15 protein-coding genes and 1 riboswitch are annotated in these 13,535 nt (G+C 55.1%); of the genes, 3 read left to right on the top strand and 12 right to left on the bottom strand.

From position 1 onward, the window contains the following. Window positions 1-12: 12 nt before the first annotated feature. The 4 genes from CLOEV_RS15640 to CLOEV_RS01665 all read right to left on the bottom strand — a co-directional run bounded on the left by CLOEV_RS15640 (window position 13) and on the right by CLOEV_RS01665 (window position 3,476). Entirely contained in the window at window positions 13-372 is a 360-nt protein-coding gene (locus CLOEV_RS15640; protein WP_051484810.1) for a MerR family transcriptional regulator, read from the bottom strand. 121 nt (window positions 373-493) lie between these two features. Next, entirely contained in the window at window positions 494-1,384 is an 891-nt protein-coding gene (locus CLOEV_RS01655) for a LysR family transcriptional regulator (RefSeq protein WP_008709005.1), read from the bottom strand. Between the two features lie 886 nt (window positions 1,385-2,270). Next, entirely contained in the window at window positions 2,271-2,642 is a 372-nt protein-coding gene (gene crcB / locus CLOEV_RS01660; protein ID WP_008709006.1) for a fluoride efflux transporter CrcB, read from the bottom strand. Window positions 2,643-2,695: 53 nt separating this feature from the next. Further along, window positions 2,696-2,757: riboswitch (Fluoride riboswitch) on the bottom strand. Between the two features lie 17 nt (window positions 2,758-2,774). After that, entirely contained in the window at window positions 2,775-3,476 is a 702-nt protein-coding gene (locus CLOEV_RS01665; RefSeq protein WP_008709007.1) for a YoaK family protein, read from the bottom strand. 210 nt (window positions 3,477-3,686) lie between these two features. On the opposite strand from CLOEV_RS01665, the gene CLOEV_RS01670 reads away from it, so the two are divergent. Continuing rightward, window positions 3,687-4,289, top strand: coding sequence for a pentapeptide repeat-containing protein (locus CLOEV_RS01670; RefSeq protein ID WP_034441517.1), 603 nt, complete (start codon window positions 3,687-3,689; stop codon window positions 4,287-4,289). 158 nt (window positions 4,290-4,447) lie between these two features. Here CLOEV_RS01670 and CLOEV_RS01675 read toward each other — a convergent pair whose 3' ends face one another. The 6 genes from CLOEV_RS01675 to CLOEV_RS01700 all read right to left on the bottom strand — a co-directional run bounded on the left by CLOEV_RS01675 (window position 4,448) and on the right by CLOEV_RS01700 (window position 10,307). Next, window positions 4,448-5,716: an Nramp family divalent metal transporter gene (locus CLOEV_RS01675; RefSeq protein WP_008709009.1), complete on the bottom strand. Its 1,269-nt coding sequence runs from the start codon at window positions 5,714-5,716 to the stop codon at window positions 4,448-4,450. A gap of 55 nt (window positions 5,717-5,771) precedes the next feature. Then, complete coding sequence (locus CLOEV_RS01680) at window positions 5,772-6,548, bottom strand: putative hydro-lyase (protein WP_034441520.1); 777 nt, start codon at window positions 6,546-6,548, stop codon at window positions 5,772-5,774. A gap of 20 nt (window positions 6,549-6,568) precedes the next feature. Next, window positions 6,569-7,231, bottom strand: coding sequence for a cyclase family protein (locus CLOEV_RS01685; protein ID WP_008709011.1), 663 nt, complete (start codon window positions 7,229-7,231; stop codon window positions 6,569-6,571). 150 nt (window positions 7,232-7,381) lie between these two features. Continuing rightward, complete coding sequence (locus tag CLOEV_RS01690; protein ID WP_008709012.1) at window positions 7,382-8,170, bottom strand: SDR family oxidoreductase; 789 nt, start codon at window positions 8,168-8,170, stop codon at window positions 7,382-7,384. Between the two features lie 24 nt (window positions 8,171-8,194). After that, entirely contained in the window at window positions 8,195-9,100 is a 906-nt protein-coding gene (locus CLOEV_RS01695) for a fumarylacetoacetate hydrolase family protein (RefSeq protein ID WP_034441521.1), read from the bottom strand. A 25-nt stretch (window positions 9,101-9,125) separates the two neighbouring features. After that, a complete protein-coding gene (locus CLOEV_RS01700) occupies window positions 9,126-10,307 on the bottom strand; it encodes a pyridoxal phosphate-dependent aminotransferase (protein WP_008709016.1) in 1,182 nt (393 codons plus the stop codon). Window positions 10,308-10,468: 161 nt separating this feature from the next. Between CLOEV_RS01700 and CLOEV_RS01705 the strand changes: the two genes are divergently transcribed. Then, the gene (locus CLOEV_RS01705) at window positions 10,469-11,425 is read left to right on the top strand and encodes a LysR family transcriptional regulator (RefSeq protein ID WP_034441524.1); all 957 of its coding nucleotides are present in this window, start codon (window positions 10,469-10,471) and stop codon (window positions 11,423-11,425) included. A gap of 75 nt (window positions 11,426-11,500) precedes the next feature. Here the strand turns inward: CLOEV_RS01705 and CLOEV_RS01710 are convergent, their stop codons facing one another. Continuing rightward, on the bottom strand, window positions 11,501-11,809 hold the full coding sequence (locus tag CLOEV_RS01710; protein WP_034441525.1) for an AzlD family protein: 309 nt from the start codon (window positions 11,807-11,809) through the stop codon (window positions 11,501-11,503). Beyond that, a complete protein-coding gene (locus CLOEV_RS01715; RefSeq protein WP_034441528.1) occupies window positions 11,799-12,521 on the bottom strand; it encodes an AzlC family ABC transporter permease in 723 nt (240 codons plus the stop codon). Before CLOEV_RS01715 ends, CLOEV_RS01710 begins: the two co-directional genes overlap by 11 nt. Window positions 12,522-12,644: 123 nt before the next feature. On the opposite strand from CLOEV_RS01715, the gene CLOEV_RS01720 reads away from it, so the two are divergent. Next, the gene (locus tag CLOEV_RS01720) at window positions 12,645-13,514 is read left to right on the top strand and encodes a LysR family transcriptional regulator (protein WP_034441532.1); all 870 of its coding nucleotides are present in this window, start codon (window positions 12,645-12,647) and stop codon (window positions 13,512-13,514) included. Window positions 13,515-13,535: the final 21 nt, after the last annotated feature.

Genomic DNA, 13,535 nt, shown 5'->3' on the forward strand with positions numbered 1-13,535 from the left:
ACGCGCCGCGCCCTAATTTCGCGGCGGCGTCTCATCCTTAGCTTTTCTTATTATGTAGTCCAGGCAGTCGAGCGACTGCTGTTTAACGTGGATATCCTCAAGCAGGCGAAACCGCTGCCGCTTCAAGAGCCTGATCCGTTCGCCGCCGGTCTTTGCGTCCTCGTCCAGCAGCACGGGATTATCCCTCAGTGTCTCCGGCGAGATCCCCGCCTTGAGGAGCGACTCTATCCTGCCGATACGCCGCAGCTCCTCCCCCCGATAGTCGCGGTCCCCGTCCGTGAGCCTCCGGCAGGTCAGCAGCCCGGCCTCTTCGTAATATCGGAGCTTTGCCGGATCGATCTGGAAAGAACCGCAAACTTCGTCAATGGTCATTTGTGCCCTCCGCCGCCAATAAAAATAGTGTAAGCGCGGCAGCTTGCGGAAGAATCCTCCTCCCTTGCCGATCGCGCTTACACTATAATTTTCCGGGACCAATATGTCTAATGCTTATAATTTATGATTCAGTCATGCCTAAAAAGCATTTCAGGTGTTCGATGAATTTCGTCGCCGCGAGGCTGAAAGGCTGCTGGCGCTTCCAGGCAAGCACGGAGGTCGAGGTCAGTTCCGGATACAGAGGCCGGAGTGCCAGAACATTGTTGTCGAGATAGGGAAGCGAGCCTTCGACCGTGACGCAGCGCCCCATCCCTTTTTGTACCATGATGGAGGCGTTTGTGCTCATGCTGTGCGTAAGAATGACGCGCTCACGGTCAAATGAGCTTCCGAACCAACTGAGCAGTTCGTTGCGCACGCCCCCGCGGATCGGGAGGATCAGCGGCCCCGTCATCAGGTCGTCCGCCGTCACATATTCGCGCGCGGCCAGCGGGTCGTCGGCGGGCATTACGGCGACCCAGCGTTCCTTCACATCCAGCCTGATAAATTCGTATTTTTCGATGTTGATCGGCTCAAGCAGCAGGCCGATGTCGGTCAGCCCCTTGTCCATGCGTTCTTTGGTGAGGTCGGCGCTCGCGGTAAATATTTCATAACGTATGAGGGGATGTTTCGTGCGGCAGGATTTTATAATGTCTCCCAACAGCTGTACCGAGGCGAGTTCGCCGGCTCCGATCGACACCGTGCCGTCGATCAGTTCGTTTTGTTCCAGGAGCTCCCTCTCCGTCTTATCGACGAGTTCTGCGATCTCCTCCGCGCGGCGGCGCAGCAGTATCCCTTCGTTCGTCAGCGCTATCCCGCGCGCGCCCCGGCGGAAGAGCCTGACGCCGACCTCCTCCTCCAACTGCGCCAACTGCCGGGATAAGGTCGGCTGCGTGATGTGCAGCATCTCCGCCGCCTTTGTGATGCTCTCTTCCCTGACCACGGTCAGAAAATAACGCAGGACCCTGATCTCCATCTTCCGCACCTCCCCGTAAATTTTGCCTCTGCCCGCTGCTTTTCTTTATTATAGCAACATATCGGCGGCAAAGGTTTTGCGGAGAAACCGGCCGCGGCAGCGTAGCGGCGATGCCGCCGGGGCGCTTTATTTCATGCGCGGATCTCATCGCGTTCATGGGAAGGGAATTGTTTGTCGGGATCGCGCGGCGGCCTGTTCTGCCCGGCGCCTTCATCGCCGGTCTTAGGCGGTGTTTTTTACCGGCAATGACAGTCTTGAGCGGCGAGAGGCGCGCTTCATGCTGCTGAATATGGGTCAAACCAGCCTGATTTTTATTGACATAATCTGCCGCGCGGTCATGTCCGCAGATTGGTCCGCTTTGTCTGTCCGGACCTTTCCGCCCGCCGCCGGATGGCGTAAGATTGGCCGTTTGAGTTCGCTCTAAGTCAAGCCTCGCGGCCGGTTTTAAAAGCCGCTTGACTTAGAGCCGCCTCTAAAGTGTAACCTGTCATTACGGCGGCAAACCGCCGCGCGGCATAGGTCTCCGAAAAAAAAACGGCCCGCGGATAATACGCGTACCATAAAGGGGGTGGTGGAGGAATAAACATACCGCATAACGAGCTGTCAGAAGATGACGCACAACTTCCTCCCAGGGAACCGTCTTGGTGAAATGCTTCCGCTTTGGCGGCCGTTTTTTTCAAAGAGACCGGGGTAACTAACTGAAATGACCCACTGACTCCACAAAGGGAAGCATTTCCAAAAGGCGGATAAGGTACAAATGGGAGGCTATAAGGCGAAGGATATATTCCGAAAGATAATTAAAAATAGATCATATCACGCCGGAATGCCGGGCGTGCCGCGCGGGGCGCGGGCTTTGCGCGCAAAAGAGGGAGACGGGCGCGGCCCGCTAAAGGCAAAGTCCCGCAAGCGTCCGTCCCGCGGCTACGGAGAACAGGCAGCAGAGGACGCTGAGGACGGCGTAGAGCGCGGCGTGGCCCATTTTGCCCTGCGATATCAGGGCGAAGGTCTCGAGAGAGAAGGTGGAGAAGGTGGTGAAACCGCCGCAGAAGCCTGCCTGCAGCATCAATATCACGGAATGGCGCGAAAGGCCGTGCCTCTCGGAAAACAGGCTCAGCACGCCGATCATGAACGAGCCGAAGATATTTATCGCGAGCGTCGCCGCGGGAATTACGCTCTGTGACGATGCCGCTTTCCCCAGAAGATAGCGCAGCGACGCGCCGAAAAAACCGCCAAGTCCCACAAACAGCATGCCTTCCATGACAAAAATTCCCCCAGTGTCTTGTGTATATCGGCAAAAAAAGACTCCCGTCTCTTTGGACAGGAGTCATCATCGTAAAAACGAATTTCGGGCGAACTCCATCGCCCTCGTATGCGCATAATTATACCACCGTCATGGCGCGCGCGTTTTATCTTTTTGCCTGAAGAACATCAGGATCGCTCCCAAAAACAGCAGGAACGCCGGAAAGAGTATCGCGCTGTCGTCGTAAACATAGGTGAGCCTGGAACCGATGACGACGGACAGGGTGAATACCGCCACGGTGACGAGGTATTCAAAGCTGCGCGACACCTTCTCCATATCGCGGTCTTCCCGGTAGTCCATCACATATTCGATAGCCCCGCGCAGGTTCATCATCGCCAGCGTCGAGGTGAAGGGGACTCCGTTCATCGAGCGGAAGGCGTCGAACTGCATGGCGCAGGCGAACGAGACCATCGCGTTCGCGACGTTGTCGCCGTAGTGAGGCATGAATGATATCAGCACCAGCACCAGCGCCTCGGCGGCGACCACGATCTGACGCCATTCTATATGTTTCAGCGAGCTGTAGCGGAGCCGTATCCTTTCGGTTATGTAGGTCCCCAGCAGGAAGGCGGTCACCGGTATGAGATAGCTGATCGAGGCGGCGATCCTGCCGCGCGCCAGATTGACCCCCAGGAGGATCAGGTTTCCCGTCTGCGTGTTGGCAAAGACATTGCCGCGTCCGATGAATGTGTATCCGTCGAGAAATCCGCCCGCCGCCGCGAGAATGGCCGCGAGCAGGAATGATTCCGAGGGATCGATGAAGTCCATCAGCTTTATCTTTGGCAGTTTTATCATATCCGGCCTCCCGCGTCGATTGATCGTCCGCTCTCTTATATCCCGATCATGCCGACGGCGCATCAATAAACCTACAGATAAGCGGCTAGGCAAGAGGCATGAGACGCGCAAAGGCCCCACCGTGCCGCGGACGGCGGCGCCGTTCACGAAAGCGCTCCGTTGTGCTATCCTTCTGTTGTGTTGATAAACAGGCATGGAGGTGGGAGCGAAATGCTGTCCGAGATCATTTACGCGGCATTTTCAGGAGAAATGCTGATAGAGGACGCCGTTTTTGAAAACGAGATGGTTTCGGCGCTGGACCTTTCGGGGTTTCGTTTCGATTCCGTACGCTTCGTGAAATGCCGCTTCGACGGCTGCGAGTTCAACGCGGCGCGCTTCAACTCCGTCTCCTTTGAAAACTCCGATATTTCAAACTGCCGCTTCAAAGAGAGCCTCTGGCGCAAATCTGTATTTCTGGATTCAAAGGCCGTGGGAAGTTGTTTTATCCGCGCCCTTTTCAGGGACGCTGCGATAACGGGGTGCGACTTTCGTTACGCGAACTTAGACGGTATGCTGTGGGACGGCTGCGAGGTCAGAGCCTCCTCTTTTAAAGAGGCGGTCCTCTCAGGCGTTAAATTCCGGCGCGCCCTGTTTCACGAAACGGACCTTTCCGCCGCCGATTTCTTCAAGAGCTCCCTCAAAGGGATAGACCTATCGGATTGCAGCATCGACGCCATCGCCGTATCCGACACCCTGGCCGAACTGCGCGGCGCGAAGGTGAACGCGGCGCAGGCGGTCGAACTCGCGAAACTTATCGGCCTGAGCATTGTCTGACGGCGGCATGAAGCTCGTTCTCTCGCGGCCCCTCTATCCGCTATCGGCTAATTGAACGCGCAAAGATAAAAAGACCGCGTGCTGCTTCACGAAAAAGTGCCGCGCGGCTTTGAAAGGATAGGGTATATAGCGTTTTCTTTGTTGCAGGCGGCTGATGTCTATGAGATTATGCTCAAGAATGTTCTAAGCGACAGGAACAGCGTTATTACAAATAACCCGGCTAACAATATATTACGGAGAGAGGTATTTACTTTATCCCCCATAATATCCTTGTCCGCGGATATCCTCCAGACGATGAAGCATATCGCCGGAAGCATCATGCCGTTGATCGCCTGCGCGGAAAGGACAAGCCAGATAGGCGCGCTTCCGAAGACGAAGACTATTATCATCGGCACAACGCCCGCGCCTATTGAGATGATACGGCTTCTTGCTGCTTTTAAATCCTCCTCATAGCCCCATGCCTGATTGAATATCATTGGCATCAGCAGCATCCTGAACAAGCCGGACGAGAACGCGGCGCCCCAGAGGCCGAGTGAGAACAGGATTCCCGCGTAACGCCCGAGCAAAGGTGTAAGCTGCCGTGCCATGTCGCTTGCGCTCTTTACCTGTATGCCCAGAGGGTGCAGTACGCTTCCGGAACAGACAAGAATCGCGATGGATATCATGGCTGTGACTGTCAAGCTGACTAGCAGGTCAAATACGGCGGATTTCTTCTTTTCCAACGTGGGAAGGTTAACTTCCTCAGGCCTTCCGTACATGAACTTTCCTTTAAGCAATGCCGACAGAGATACGGGGATGTCGGGAACCATCGTCGTTCCAAGCAGAGCGATAACCAGGAACCAGTTGCCGCCGGGGATTCTGAACGAGAACCCGTCTTTTATCAAATCGCCGACGGAGGGGCCGGATGAGAATGCCGTTATCACAAAGGAGACGACCATGAGCCCTACGAGAACCTTTGTGAAGTTTTCAAGCAGATCTTGTTTAGACATCAGCGCCATTGCCAGCGCGCTTATGATCATGATATTTGTCCATGCGACAATAGAGAGCCCCGGAACAAAATAATTCATCGACATCGCCGCTCCAATAAAATTACTGGCTTGGAAAACCAGCGTACCGAGATACAGCAGTATAAACAAAAACTTGGGAACCGCGGGATTGTATTTTTTACGCGCCGCATCCATTACGCTCATCTGACGTTCGCACACAAGTCTTATCGCTGGCTCCTGGTAAAGATATGAGGCAAAACACGCAAAGACAATTACCCACAGCGGATCATAGCCGTATGCGGCGCCCATTGTTGACAACGTCGTGACAGAACCTGGGCCGATAACAACAGCTGCGATGATAATCGCCGGGCCGATGCTCATGAAATAGTCTTTAAAAGTACGTTTCTTCTCAAGAATGCCATCAGCTTTTTTCTCGCTCATAAAGATGCCCTCCTATATTTATCAGATCGTTTTAAATGTGTATTGAACAAAAAAGTTAAATGATTTTTTTGTCACAGATAAGCATATAGCCAGGAGAATGTGCGATCATCATCTTAGGCTTCGCCTTTTTTGCGACAGCTTGCGGAGTAACGCCGCAAGCCCAGAAGACGGGAACTTCGTCATCGTTTATGGAAAGGGCATCTCCATAGTCAGGACAATTTACATTTGTTATGCCGATCTTGCTTGGGTCACCTATATGTACGGGCGCGCCATGCGCATATTCCATTTTTGACGTGATTTCAACAGCGGTATCTATAAGATCTTTTTTTATTGGGCGCATGCTGACTACGTAATTTCCAAAAAACTTCTTTGTCGGGGCACAGGCAATGTTGGTATCGTACATCGGCACGCGTTTATTTTCCTCATAGTGTTTAAGGCGTATTCCCGCGTTCACCAGAGCCGCTTCAAATGTCAGGCTGCACCCAATCAAAAAGCCCGTCATATTTTTATCCCAATATTGCTGTACAGACAACGGCTCTTCAACAAGTACCCCGTTTTTGTAAACTGAATATTTAGGAATATCTGTCGTAACGTCACTTTGGGGCGCCATTTCTTTCGATATCGGCGTTCCGTCGCAAAGTACCTCAAGCAGCGGACATGGTTTGGGATTCATATGAGCAAACTCCAAAAACTCTGGAGAATCCTCGTCGCTTAAAATGACCAAATTCGCCTGTATGTATTCAGGACATAGCCCTGCCGTGGGAATTGCAGTTTCACTTTTGCGGAAGAATAGTCTGGCTTCTCCCGGAGATTTGAAATAGAAATCGCTCATATGAATCCCTCCCGATAATTTTAGAATTCAGCTATCACCCTTGCCGGGAATCCGTCGCAGCCTTTGACCTTCAGAGGAAGAGCTGTCAGCTTAATCACATCTTTGTCTATATCCAGAGTATTGTTAAGATATTCGACAAGAATGACGCCGTTCTGAAGGAAAATATCGTGAATCGGCGAGTGCTTGCCGTATCCGGTATCCGATAGCGGGTCGTCAGGAGAGGGAATGTCCAGAGCGACGAATATCGCGCCCTGATCCACTATATACCGCGCGGCTTCCGCCGTTATCCAAGGCCAGCGATCATAATACGCGTTGCTTCCCCATTCTTTGTACCATCCGGTTTTTATGAGCAGCCTGTCGCCTTTTTCAATTTCTGTTCCGCAGTTCTTGATCTCTTCAAGAGTAATTTTGTCTCCGCGGCTTTTGTTCGAAAAATCTATTACTTTAGCCGTTCCAACGATTGTTTCAAGCGGAATCATATCAATGGTGATCCCATTTTTCACCATATGCGCGGGAGAATCCATATGCGTGCCGGTGTGAGAGCCTAAAGTTACCGCGTAGCTTCTCCTCGCTTCCATATCGATGCGTCCCATTTGCTTTACATCCACTACAGGATGCCACGGTGAGGGATAGGTGGGCATACCCTCATGAAGCTCAAGAGAAAGGTCAAGAATCTTTGACATAATAACTCCTCCTTAAAATATTTGTTTTTTCAAGCTTGCGCAAAGAGCACAAAACAACAGTATCAGTCTGTGAAAACTAATAATATTTATAGTTGATTGACCGTGATTAAAAACTATGCAGCTGAATTGCCGTGTTCTATATAAATAATTTTATATCGCCTTTACCATGCCGCCGTCCACAAGCACGGTCTGCCCTGTGATGAAGGTGTTCGACGGCGCGCAGAGGAATGCCGCGAGCTTGCCGTACTCCTCCGGCTTGCCGTAGCGGCCGAGGGGGATGCCCGCGAAGGCTTTTTTCTGGAGCTCTTCGACGCTTATCCCCGCCTTCTCCGCGCGTATCTTATCGAGCTGGTCTATGCGCGCCGTGCCGATCCTGCCGGGGGCGATGACGTTTACCAGGATATTGTCCCTGCCCAGCTCCTGCGAGAGTGTCTTTGCGAGGCCGACGACGCCCATGCGGAATGTGTTTGAGAGGATAAGGTTGTCCAGCACCGCCTTGACCGAGGACGAGGTGGAGCAGAGGATGCGCCCGCCGCCGTTCTCCCTCATCTGCGGCAGGACTTCGCGTATCGTCCTGATGTAGGAGAGCAGGCAGAGCTCGTATGCCTCCTGCCAGGCCGCGTCGTCAAAAGCGTCGAAGGGGCCCGGCTTGGGGCCGCCGGTGTTGTTGACGAGCGCGTAGACGGGGCCGAATTTGTCCGCGGTCTCCTTCACGAGCGCTTTGATGTCGCCGGGGGCTGTGATGCTTCCAGTGAAAACGGCGGGTTTTCTGCCGGTCTCTTTATAGATATCCTCCTGAGCCTCGGCGAGCTGCTCCGCGAAGGGGCTGAAGAGCATGACGTTCGCTCCCTCGCGCGCCATCTCCGCCGCTATCGCCTTGCCCAGCCCGCTGCTTGAGGCCATTACCAGAGCGCATTTGTCTTTCAGTCCGAGTTCCATTTTTAATTCCTCCCTGTCGTTGTTTTATTTTTTGAGTTTAAGGTCGATCACCGGGTTCACGAGCGGTTCGAAGGAGAAGCCGTCAGGCCCCGTGATGCGGCATTCGGCCGTGTCGCCGTCCTGGATATGTACCGCGCGCGGCGTGCCGGTGGAGAGGATGTCGCCCGGCAGCCAGCCCTGCATATGCGAAACGAGCGCCACGAGCTTCGATGGGCAGAATGTCATGTTGGAGACGGTATTCTTGGCGTGGACGGCTCCGTTGTGTATCGTCGCCACCTCGAGCGCGGAGACGTCGGGAATCTCATCCGGCGTCACGAGCTGCGGCCCGAAGGTGAGGAAGGTGTCGAAGCCCTTGACGATCGTCAGATAGCGCGGGTTGAGGCGCAGTATCGATTCCTCCGTCATGTCGAGTATAGTCGTGTAGCCGGCGACATATTTGAGCCAGTCCTTTTCCTCGATGGATTTGCATCTCTTGCCCATGATGATGCCGAGCTCCGCCTCAGCCGTCGTCTTCTGCGCCTCTGGCAGCGCGGGAATCTTTATCTCATCGCCGTGGCCGGCTATGCAGGAGGCGGGTTTGTAGAAGCTGCCGGGGAATACCTGCGGCGTCTTTTCGCCGAGGTCGCCGGCGTGATCCTTGTAGTTGAGGCCGATGCCGAAGATGCGCCGTGGATTGCGGTAGAGCGGGCCGTAGATCACATCGCCGTAGGGGATCGCCTCTTTTTCCGCGAGCGCCTCCGCCTCGATCCTGCCGCCCTTGTTGTACCACTCGGTCAGCGGCTCGAGCTGTTCTTTTTCGATAAGCGCGAATATCTCGCCCTCCGGTTCAAAGCCGGCCCGCGCGCCGAGCGCCGTCAGAGGAAGGATGCCGCTCTTTGTTACAAGTCCCGCCCTCTCTGTGTTCCACTTACGAAATGTTGCAAGTCTCATTTATAACTCCTCCTGTCTTTCTTTTTTATTTTCCCGAGAGTTCGGCGAATGCCTGTTTCATTTTCCCGCAGCCCTCGGCGATGTTGTCGAGGCTGTTGGCGAAGCTCATGCGCAGATATCCCTCGCCGTTCCTGCCGAAGACGTTTCCGGGCACCAGCGCGACCTTTGCCTCTTCGAGCAGGTATTCGGCGACCTCGGCGCAGGGGCGTCCCAACCCCTTCACGTTGATGAAAATGTAGAAGGCTCCCTTCGGCGTGACGCAGCTTGCGCCCTCCATCTTATTTATCGCTTCGACGGCGTAGTCGCGGCGGCGCTCAAATTCCCTGACCATCAGCTCGACCTCGTCCCCCTCGTCGCGCAGGGCCGTGATGGCGGCGCGCTGTACGAATGACGGGGCGCAGGTGGTGTTGTGCTGGTGTATCTTATTCATGGCGATGATGAGATCCTTGGGAGCCGCGGCGTAGCCGAGACGCCAGCCCGTCATCGAATAGGCCTTGGACAAACCGTTGAATGTTACCGTGCGGTCCGCCATGCCTGGCAGAGAGGCGATGCTTGTCTGACGCTTTCCGTCGTAGACGAGGCGCTCGTAAATTTCATCCGATACCACGAGCAGATCGTGAGCCTTCGCAAGTTCCGCGATGCCCTCAAGCGTGCCGCGCGAGAGGACGCCTCCCGTGGGGTTGCATGGCGTGAGCAGCACTATAGCCTTAGTGCGCGGCGTTATCTTGCTCTTTATCTCTGCGAGGTCGGGCTCAAAGCCGTTCTCCTCGGTGAGCGAATAGGAGACGGGACGCGCGTTGAAGAGCGCGGGGACATTAAGATAATTTATCCATACGGGGTCGGGGATGAGAAGTTCGTCCCCCTCGTTCAGTATCGTGCAGAGCAGGTCGAAGACTGCCTCCGAAAGCCCGGCGGTGACGAGTATATTCTCCGCGGCGCAGGGAATGCCGTTCGCCTTGGCCAGCCTCTCGGCGATCGTCTCGCGCAGCTCCATCATGCCGAAATTCGAGGTGTAGAAGACCTCGCCGTCGCGCAGGCTTTTGATCGCCGCCTCTTTTATATAGGCGGGCGTGTCAAAGTCCGGGCGGCCTATCTCGAAGTGTATGACCCGTTCTCCCGCGCGCTCCATTGCCAGCGCGCGTTCATTTACTTTGCGTATTCCGGAGGGTGTGAGCGCACACACCCTTGAAGCAGTGAAATCCTTCATTGCTATTCCCCTTTCGAGCTATATTCATTATTTTCAGCGGTCCCATGGCCTTTTTCTTGATTTAATACTAATAAAATATCTTCTTGTTGTAAAATACTTATTACAATATAATCTTATATAGTTGTTTCTATAGCTCCCGATAAAAGGTAGATGCTGCCACAATGTTAAAGGATATCGAATATATATATGCCGTATATCAGGAACGCAGCTTTTCCAAGGCTGCGCGGAGGCTTTTCATTTCTCAGCCGTCGCTCAGCGCCGCCGTCAAACGCATAGAGAACGAGCTCGGCCTGCCGCTCTTCAACCGCAGCACGAACCCCGTGAGCCTTACCGAGGCGGGGGAGTATTATATAAATTTCGCTGATAAGATCATGGAGACGGAGCGCGAGATGCAGGAGCACTTCGCCGCGCTCGCTGGCGGCGCGCCTGCGCGGCTGAATGTCGGCAGCTCGATGTTTTTTTGCTCTTATGTGCTGCCGGAGATAATCGAGGCGTTCCGCGCACGTTACGCCAACATCACCGCCACGCTCTCGGAGGGCAGCAGCGTCGCGCTCTCAGAGCGTCTGCGCGAAGGGGCGCTGGACTTCCTCCTTGAGGCTGAGCAGCTTGATAAAAATGTTTTTGAGTCTGTGCCCTGGACGGTCGAGCGCATTGTGCTCGCCGTGCCCGCCTCCAATCCTATTAACGAAGAGCTCTCGGAGTTCCGTTACTCCTTTGAGGAGATGGCGGCGGAGAGCACGGACGCGCCCTTAAAGCCGGCCGTGCCGCTGGAGCGCTTCGCGGAAGAGGAGTTCCTGATACTGAAAAAATGGAACGACATCCACCGGCGCAGCCTCGCGATCTGCAAGGAAGCCGGTTTTACGCCGAAGGTATCGATGTATCTCGAACAGATGATGACGGCCTATTACCTTGTCTGCGAAGGCAGGGGCATCGCCTTTGTGCGTGATACGATCCTTGACTGTCTCGCGCCCTCCGACAAAGTATTTTTTTACCGCCTGGATAACAGTGAGGCGTCGCGCGGCATTTATCTCTCTTACAAAAAATCCGGCGTTCTGTCACAGGTACAGCGCGATTTTATTGACTTCATGAAGACGGAGAAACTCTCGCGGCGGCGCTGACGGCGAAAGCGGACGGAAATGTTTCCCGCCCGCTTCCGCGATTTATATGAAAAGAGGAGGTGCATCCTCTGAAAGCTAGAGAATAAATTTATCGAGGACGAAGACGACGGCGCACGAAAGCACCGAGACCTGCAGCAGGCTGCCGCCGAACCAGGAGAGCGCCGCGGCAGCCATAAGCGCCGCGACGGCCGTCAGCGTGCTGCCGGTGGCGTCGATTATCGCGGGAAAGGTCATCACCGCGAGCGTCACATAGGGGACATAATAGAGAAAGGCGCGCACGCGCCTGTTTTTTATTTCGCATCTGATGACCGTCAGCGGCAGGACGCGGATGAGGTAAGTCACCGCCGCCATTATCAACAGATAGAGATAGACGTTACGCGGCATTTGTCCGCCGCTCCTCCCTCAGCGGGAAGAGGAAGGCCGCCGTGCCGGAGATGGCGACCGTAAGGATTATCGTGCGCACTCCCGCCGAGAGCTCCACCGCGGAGAGGCGCGAGAGGGCGAAGCTTGCCGCCATCGAGACGGCGATGAGCAGGGCGATGACCGTATTCTTGCGCGCCGGCGGCACTATGACGGCGATAAACATGCCGAAGAGGCCGACGCTCAGGGCGGTGACGATATTCTGCGGCAGGATGTTGCCGACGACGACGCCGAGAAACGTGCCGAGCGCCCAGCCGGGAGCCGCGGCGGCGACCATGCCGTAGGTGTAAAAGGGATTGAGGCGCTTCGGCTGCGCGACGGACAGGCCGAATATTTCATCAGTGATGTCCACGGCGAGCAGCATGCGGTGGCGAAGCGGCGTTTCGGGCGATATTTTCTGGCTCATCGCGCATGACATCAGCAGATAGCGCGCGTTCGCGACGATGATCATGATGACGACTTCAAGGTATCCCGCGCCCGCCGCGATGAGGGAATAGCCCGCGAACTGCCCGGCGGAGGCGTTCTGCGTCACGGCGCTGAGCAGCGCCTGAAAGGGGCTGAGCCCGGCGTTCTTCGCGCCGATGCCGAGAGTGAATGAGACGGCGATATATCCCAGCAAAATAGGTATCGCGTCGCGCATCCCCTTGGAAAAATAGTAAATGTCTCTCTTGGCCATCTCTGTGATTTTCCCCCGTAACCTGTTGTTTTCACCGATATTTTTACAACTTTTATTGCAAGCAGTCCAACGAATATTTATAATAAATATATTAGTAAGACTAATAATAAAAAGGGGCGCGCGATGAACAGATATGAGGTCTTTGTAAAGGTGGCGGAGTGCGGCAGCTTTACCCGCGCCGCGAATGAGCTGGGATATACCCAGTCGGCGGTGAGCCAGATGGTCCACACCCTTGAGGAGGAGCTCAGCACGGTGCTGCTGCGCCGCGAGAAGGGCGGCGTCGTCCTCTCGGCAGACGGCGAACAGTATATGCCCTATATTCGTTCGATCTGCGCCGCTCACCGTGAGCTGCGCGTGAAATGCGAGGAAATGCGCGGCCTCGTCGGCGGCAACATCAGGATCGGGACCTTCACGAGCGTCAGCCGCAGCTGGCTGCCGAAGCTGATGAACGAGTTCAAATCCATCTATCCCTTCGTGCACTTCGATCTGCGGCAGGGCGACTACCGCGGTATCGAAGAATGGATATCGGAAGGCACCGTAGACTTTGGCTTCACCTGTTATGACGAGGTCAAGGGACTTGTCGTGACGCCGCTGCGCAAGGATGAAATGCTCGCGGCGCTGCCTCCGGGACACCCTCTCTCCGGCAGGGAATATGTTACGCTGGGCGAACTCTCGAAGGAGCCGCTGATACTTCTTGACGAGGGTGAGTTCAGCGTCGCGCTGGACGCCTTCCGCCGGGAAAATCTCGAACCCGACATCCACTACAGAGTCACGGACGACTACACCGTCATCTCAATGGTCGAGCAGGGGCTCGGCGTCTCCGTCCTCTACGAACTGGTCCTGAAAAATGAAGAGCGCAGCCTCGCGGCGCTGCACATCGAGCCGCCCGTGGAGCGCACGACGGCGCTCGCCTACAGGAACAAGCGGACTCTCTCCGTCGCCGCGCGACGCTTCATAGATTTTGTCCTGGACCATTTCAGAGTGGGGAAATAGCGGCCGGACGGCATCATCAAT

It is taken from the genome of Cloacibacillus evryensis DSM 19522, assembly GCF_000585335.1.
GTDB classification, from domain to species: Bacteria; Synergistota; Synergistia; order Synergistales; family Synergistaceae; genus Cloacibacillus; species Cloacibacillus evryensis.

Bases quoted from the DNA above. Each gene is read 5' to 3' on its own strand.
- CLOEV_RS15640 (WP_051484810.1), bottom strand. From the start codon at position 372: ATGACCATTGACGAAGTTTGCGGTTCTTTCCAGATCGATCCGGCAAAG.
- CLOEV_RS01655 (WP_008709005.1), bottom strand. From the start codon at position 1,384: ATGGAGATCAGGGTCCTGCGTTATTTTCTGACCGTGGTCAGGGAAGAG.
- crcB (WP_008709006.1), bottom strand. From the start codon at position 2,642: ATGGAAGGCATGCTGTTTGTGGGACTTGGCGGTTTTTTCGGCGCGTCG.
- CLOEV_RS01665 (WP_008709007.1), bottom strand. From the start codon at position 3,476: ATGATAAAACTGCCAAAGATAAAGCTGATGGACTTCATCGATCCCTCG.
- CLOEV_RS01670 (WP_034441517.1), top strand. From the start codon at position 3,687: ATGCTGTCCGAGATCATTTACGCGGCATTTTCAGGAGAAATGCTGATA.
- CLOEV_RS01675 (WP_008709009.1), bottom strand. From the start codon at position 5,716: ATGAGCGAGAAAAAAGCTGATGGCATTCTTGAGAAGAAACGTACTTTT.
- CLOEV_RS01680 (WP_034441520.1), bottom strand. From the start codon at position 6,548: ATGAGCGATTTCTATTTCAAATCTCCGGGAGAAGCCAGACTATTCTTC.
- CLOEV_RS01685 (WP_008709011.1), bottom strand. From the start codon at position 7,231: ATGTCAAAGATTCTTGACCTTTCTCTTGAGCTTCATGAGGGTATGCCC.
- CLOEV_RS01690 (WP_008709012.1), bottom strand. From the start codon at position 8,170: ATGGAACTCGGACTGAAAGACAAATGCGCTCTGGTAATGGCCTCAAGC.
- CLOEV_RS01695 (WP_034441521.1), bottom strand. From the start codon at position 9,100: ATGAGACTTGCAACATTTCGTAAGTGGAACACAGAGAGGGCGGGACTT.
- CLOEV_RS01700 (WP_008709016.1), bottom strand. From the start codon at position 10,307: ATGAAGGATTTCACTGCTTCAAGGGTGTGTGCGCTCACACCCTCCGGA.
- CLOEV_RS01705 (WP_034441524.1), top strand. From the start codon at position 10,469: ATGTTAAAGGATATCGAATATATATATGCCGTATATCAGGAACGCAGC.
- CLOEV_RS01710 (WP_034441525.1), bottom strand. From the start codon at position 11,809: ATGCCGCGTAACGTCTATCTCTATCTGTTGATAATGGCGGCGGTGACT.
- CLOEV_RS01715 (WP_034441528.1), bottom strand. From the start codon at position 12,521: ATGGCCAAGAGAGACATTTACTATTTTTCCAAGGGGATGCGCGACGCG.
- CLOEV_RS01720 (WP_034441532.1), top strand. From the start codon at position 12,645: ATGAACAGATATGAGGTCTTTGTAAAGGTGGCGGAGTGCGGCAGCTTT.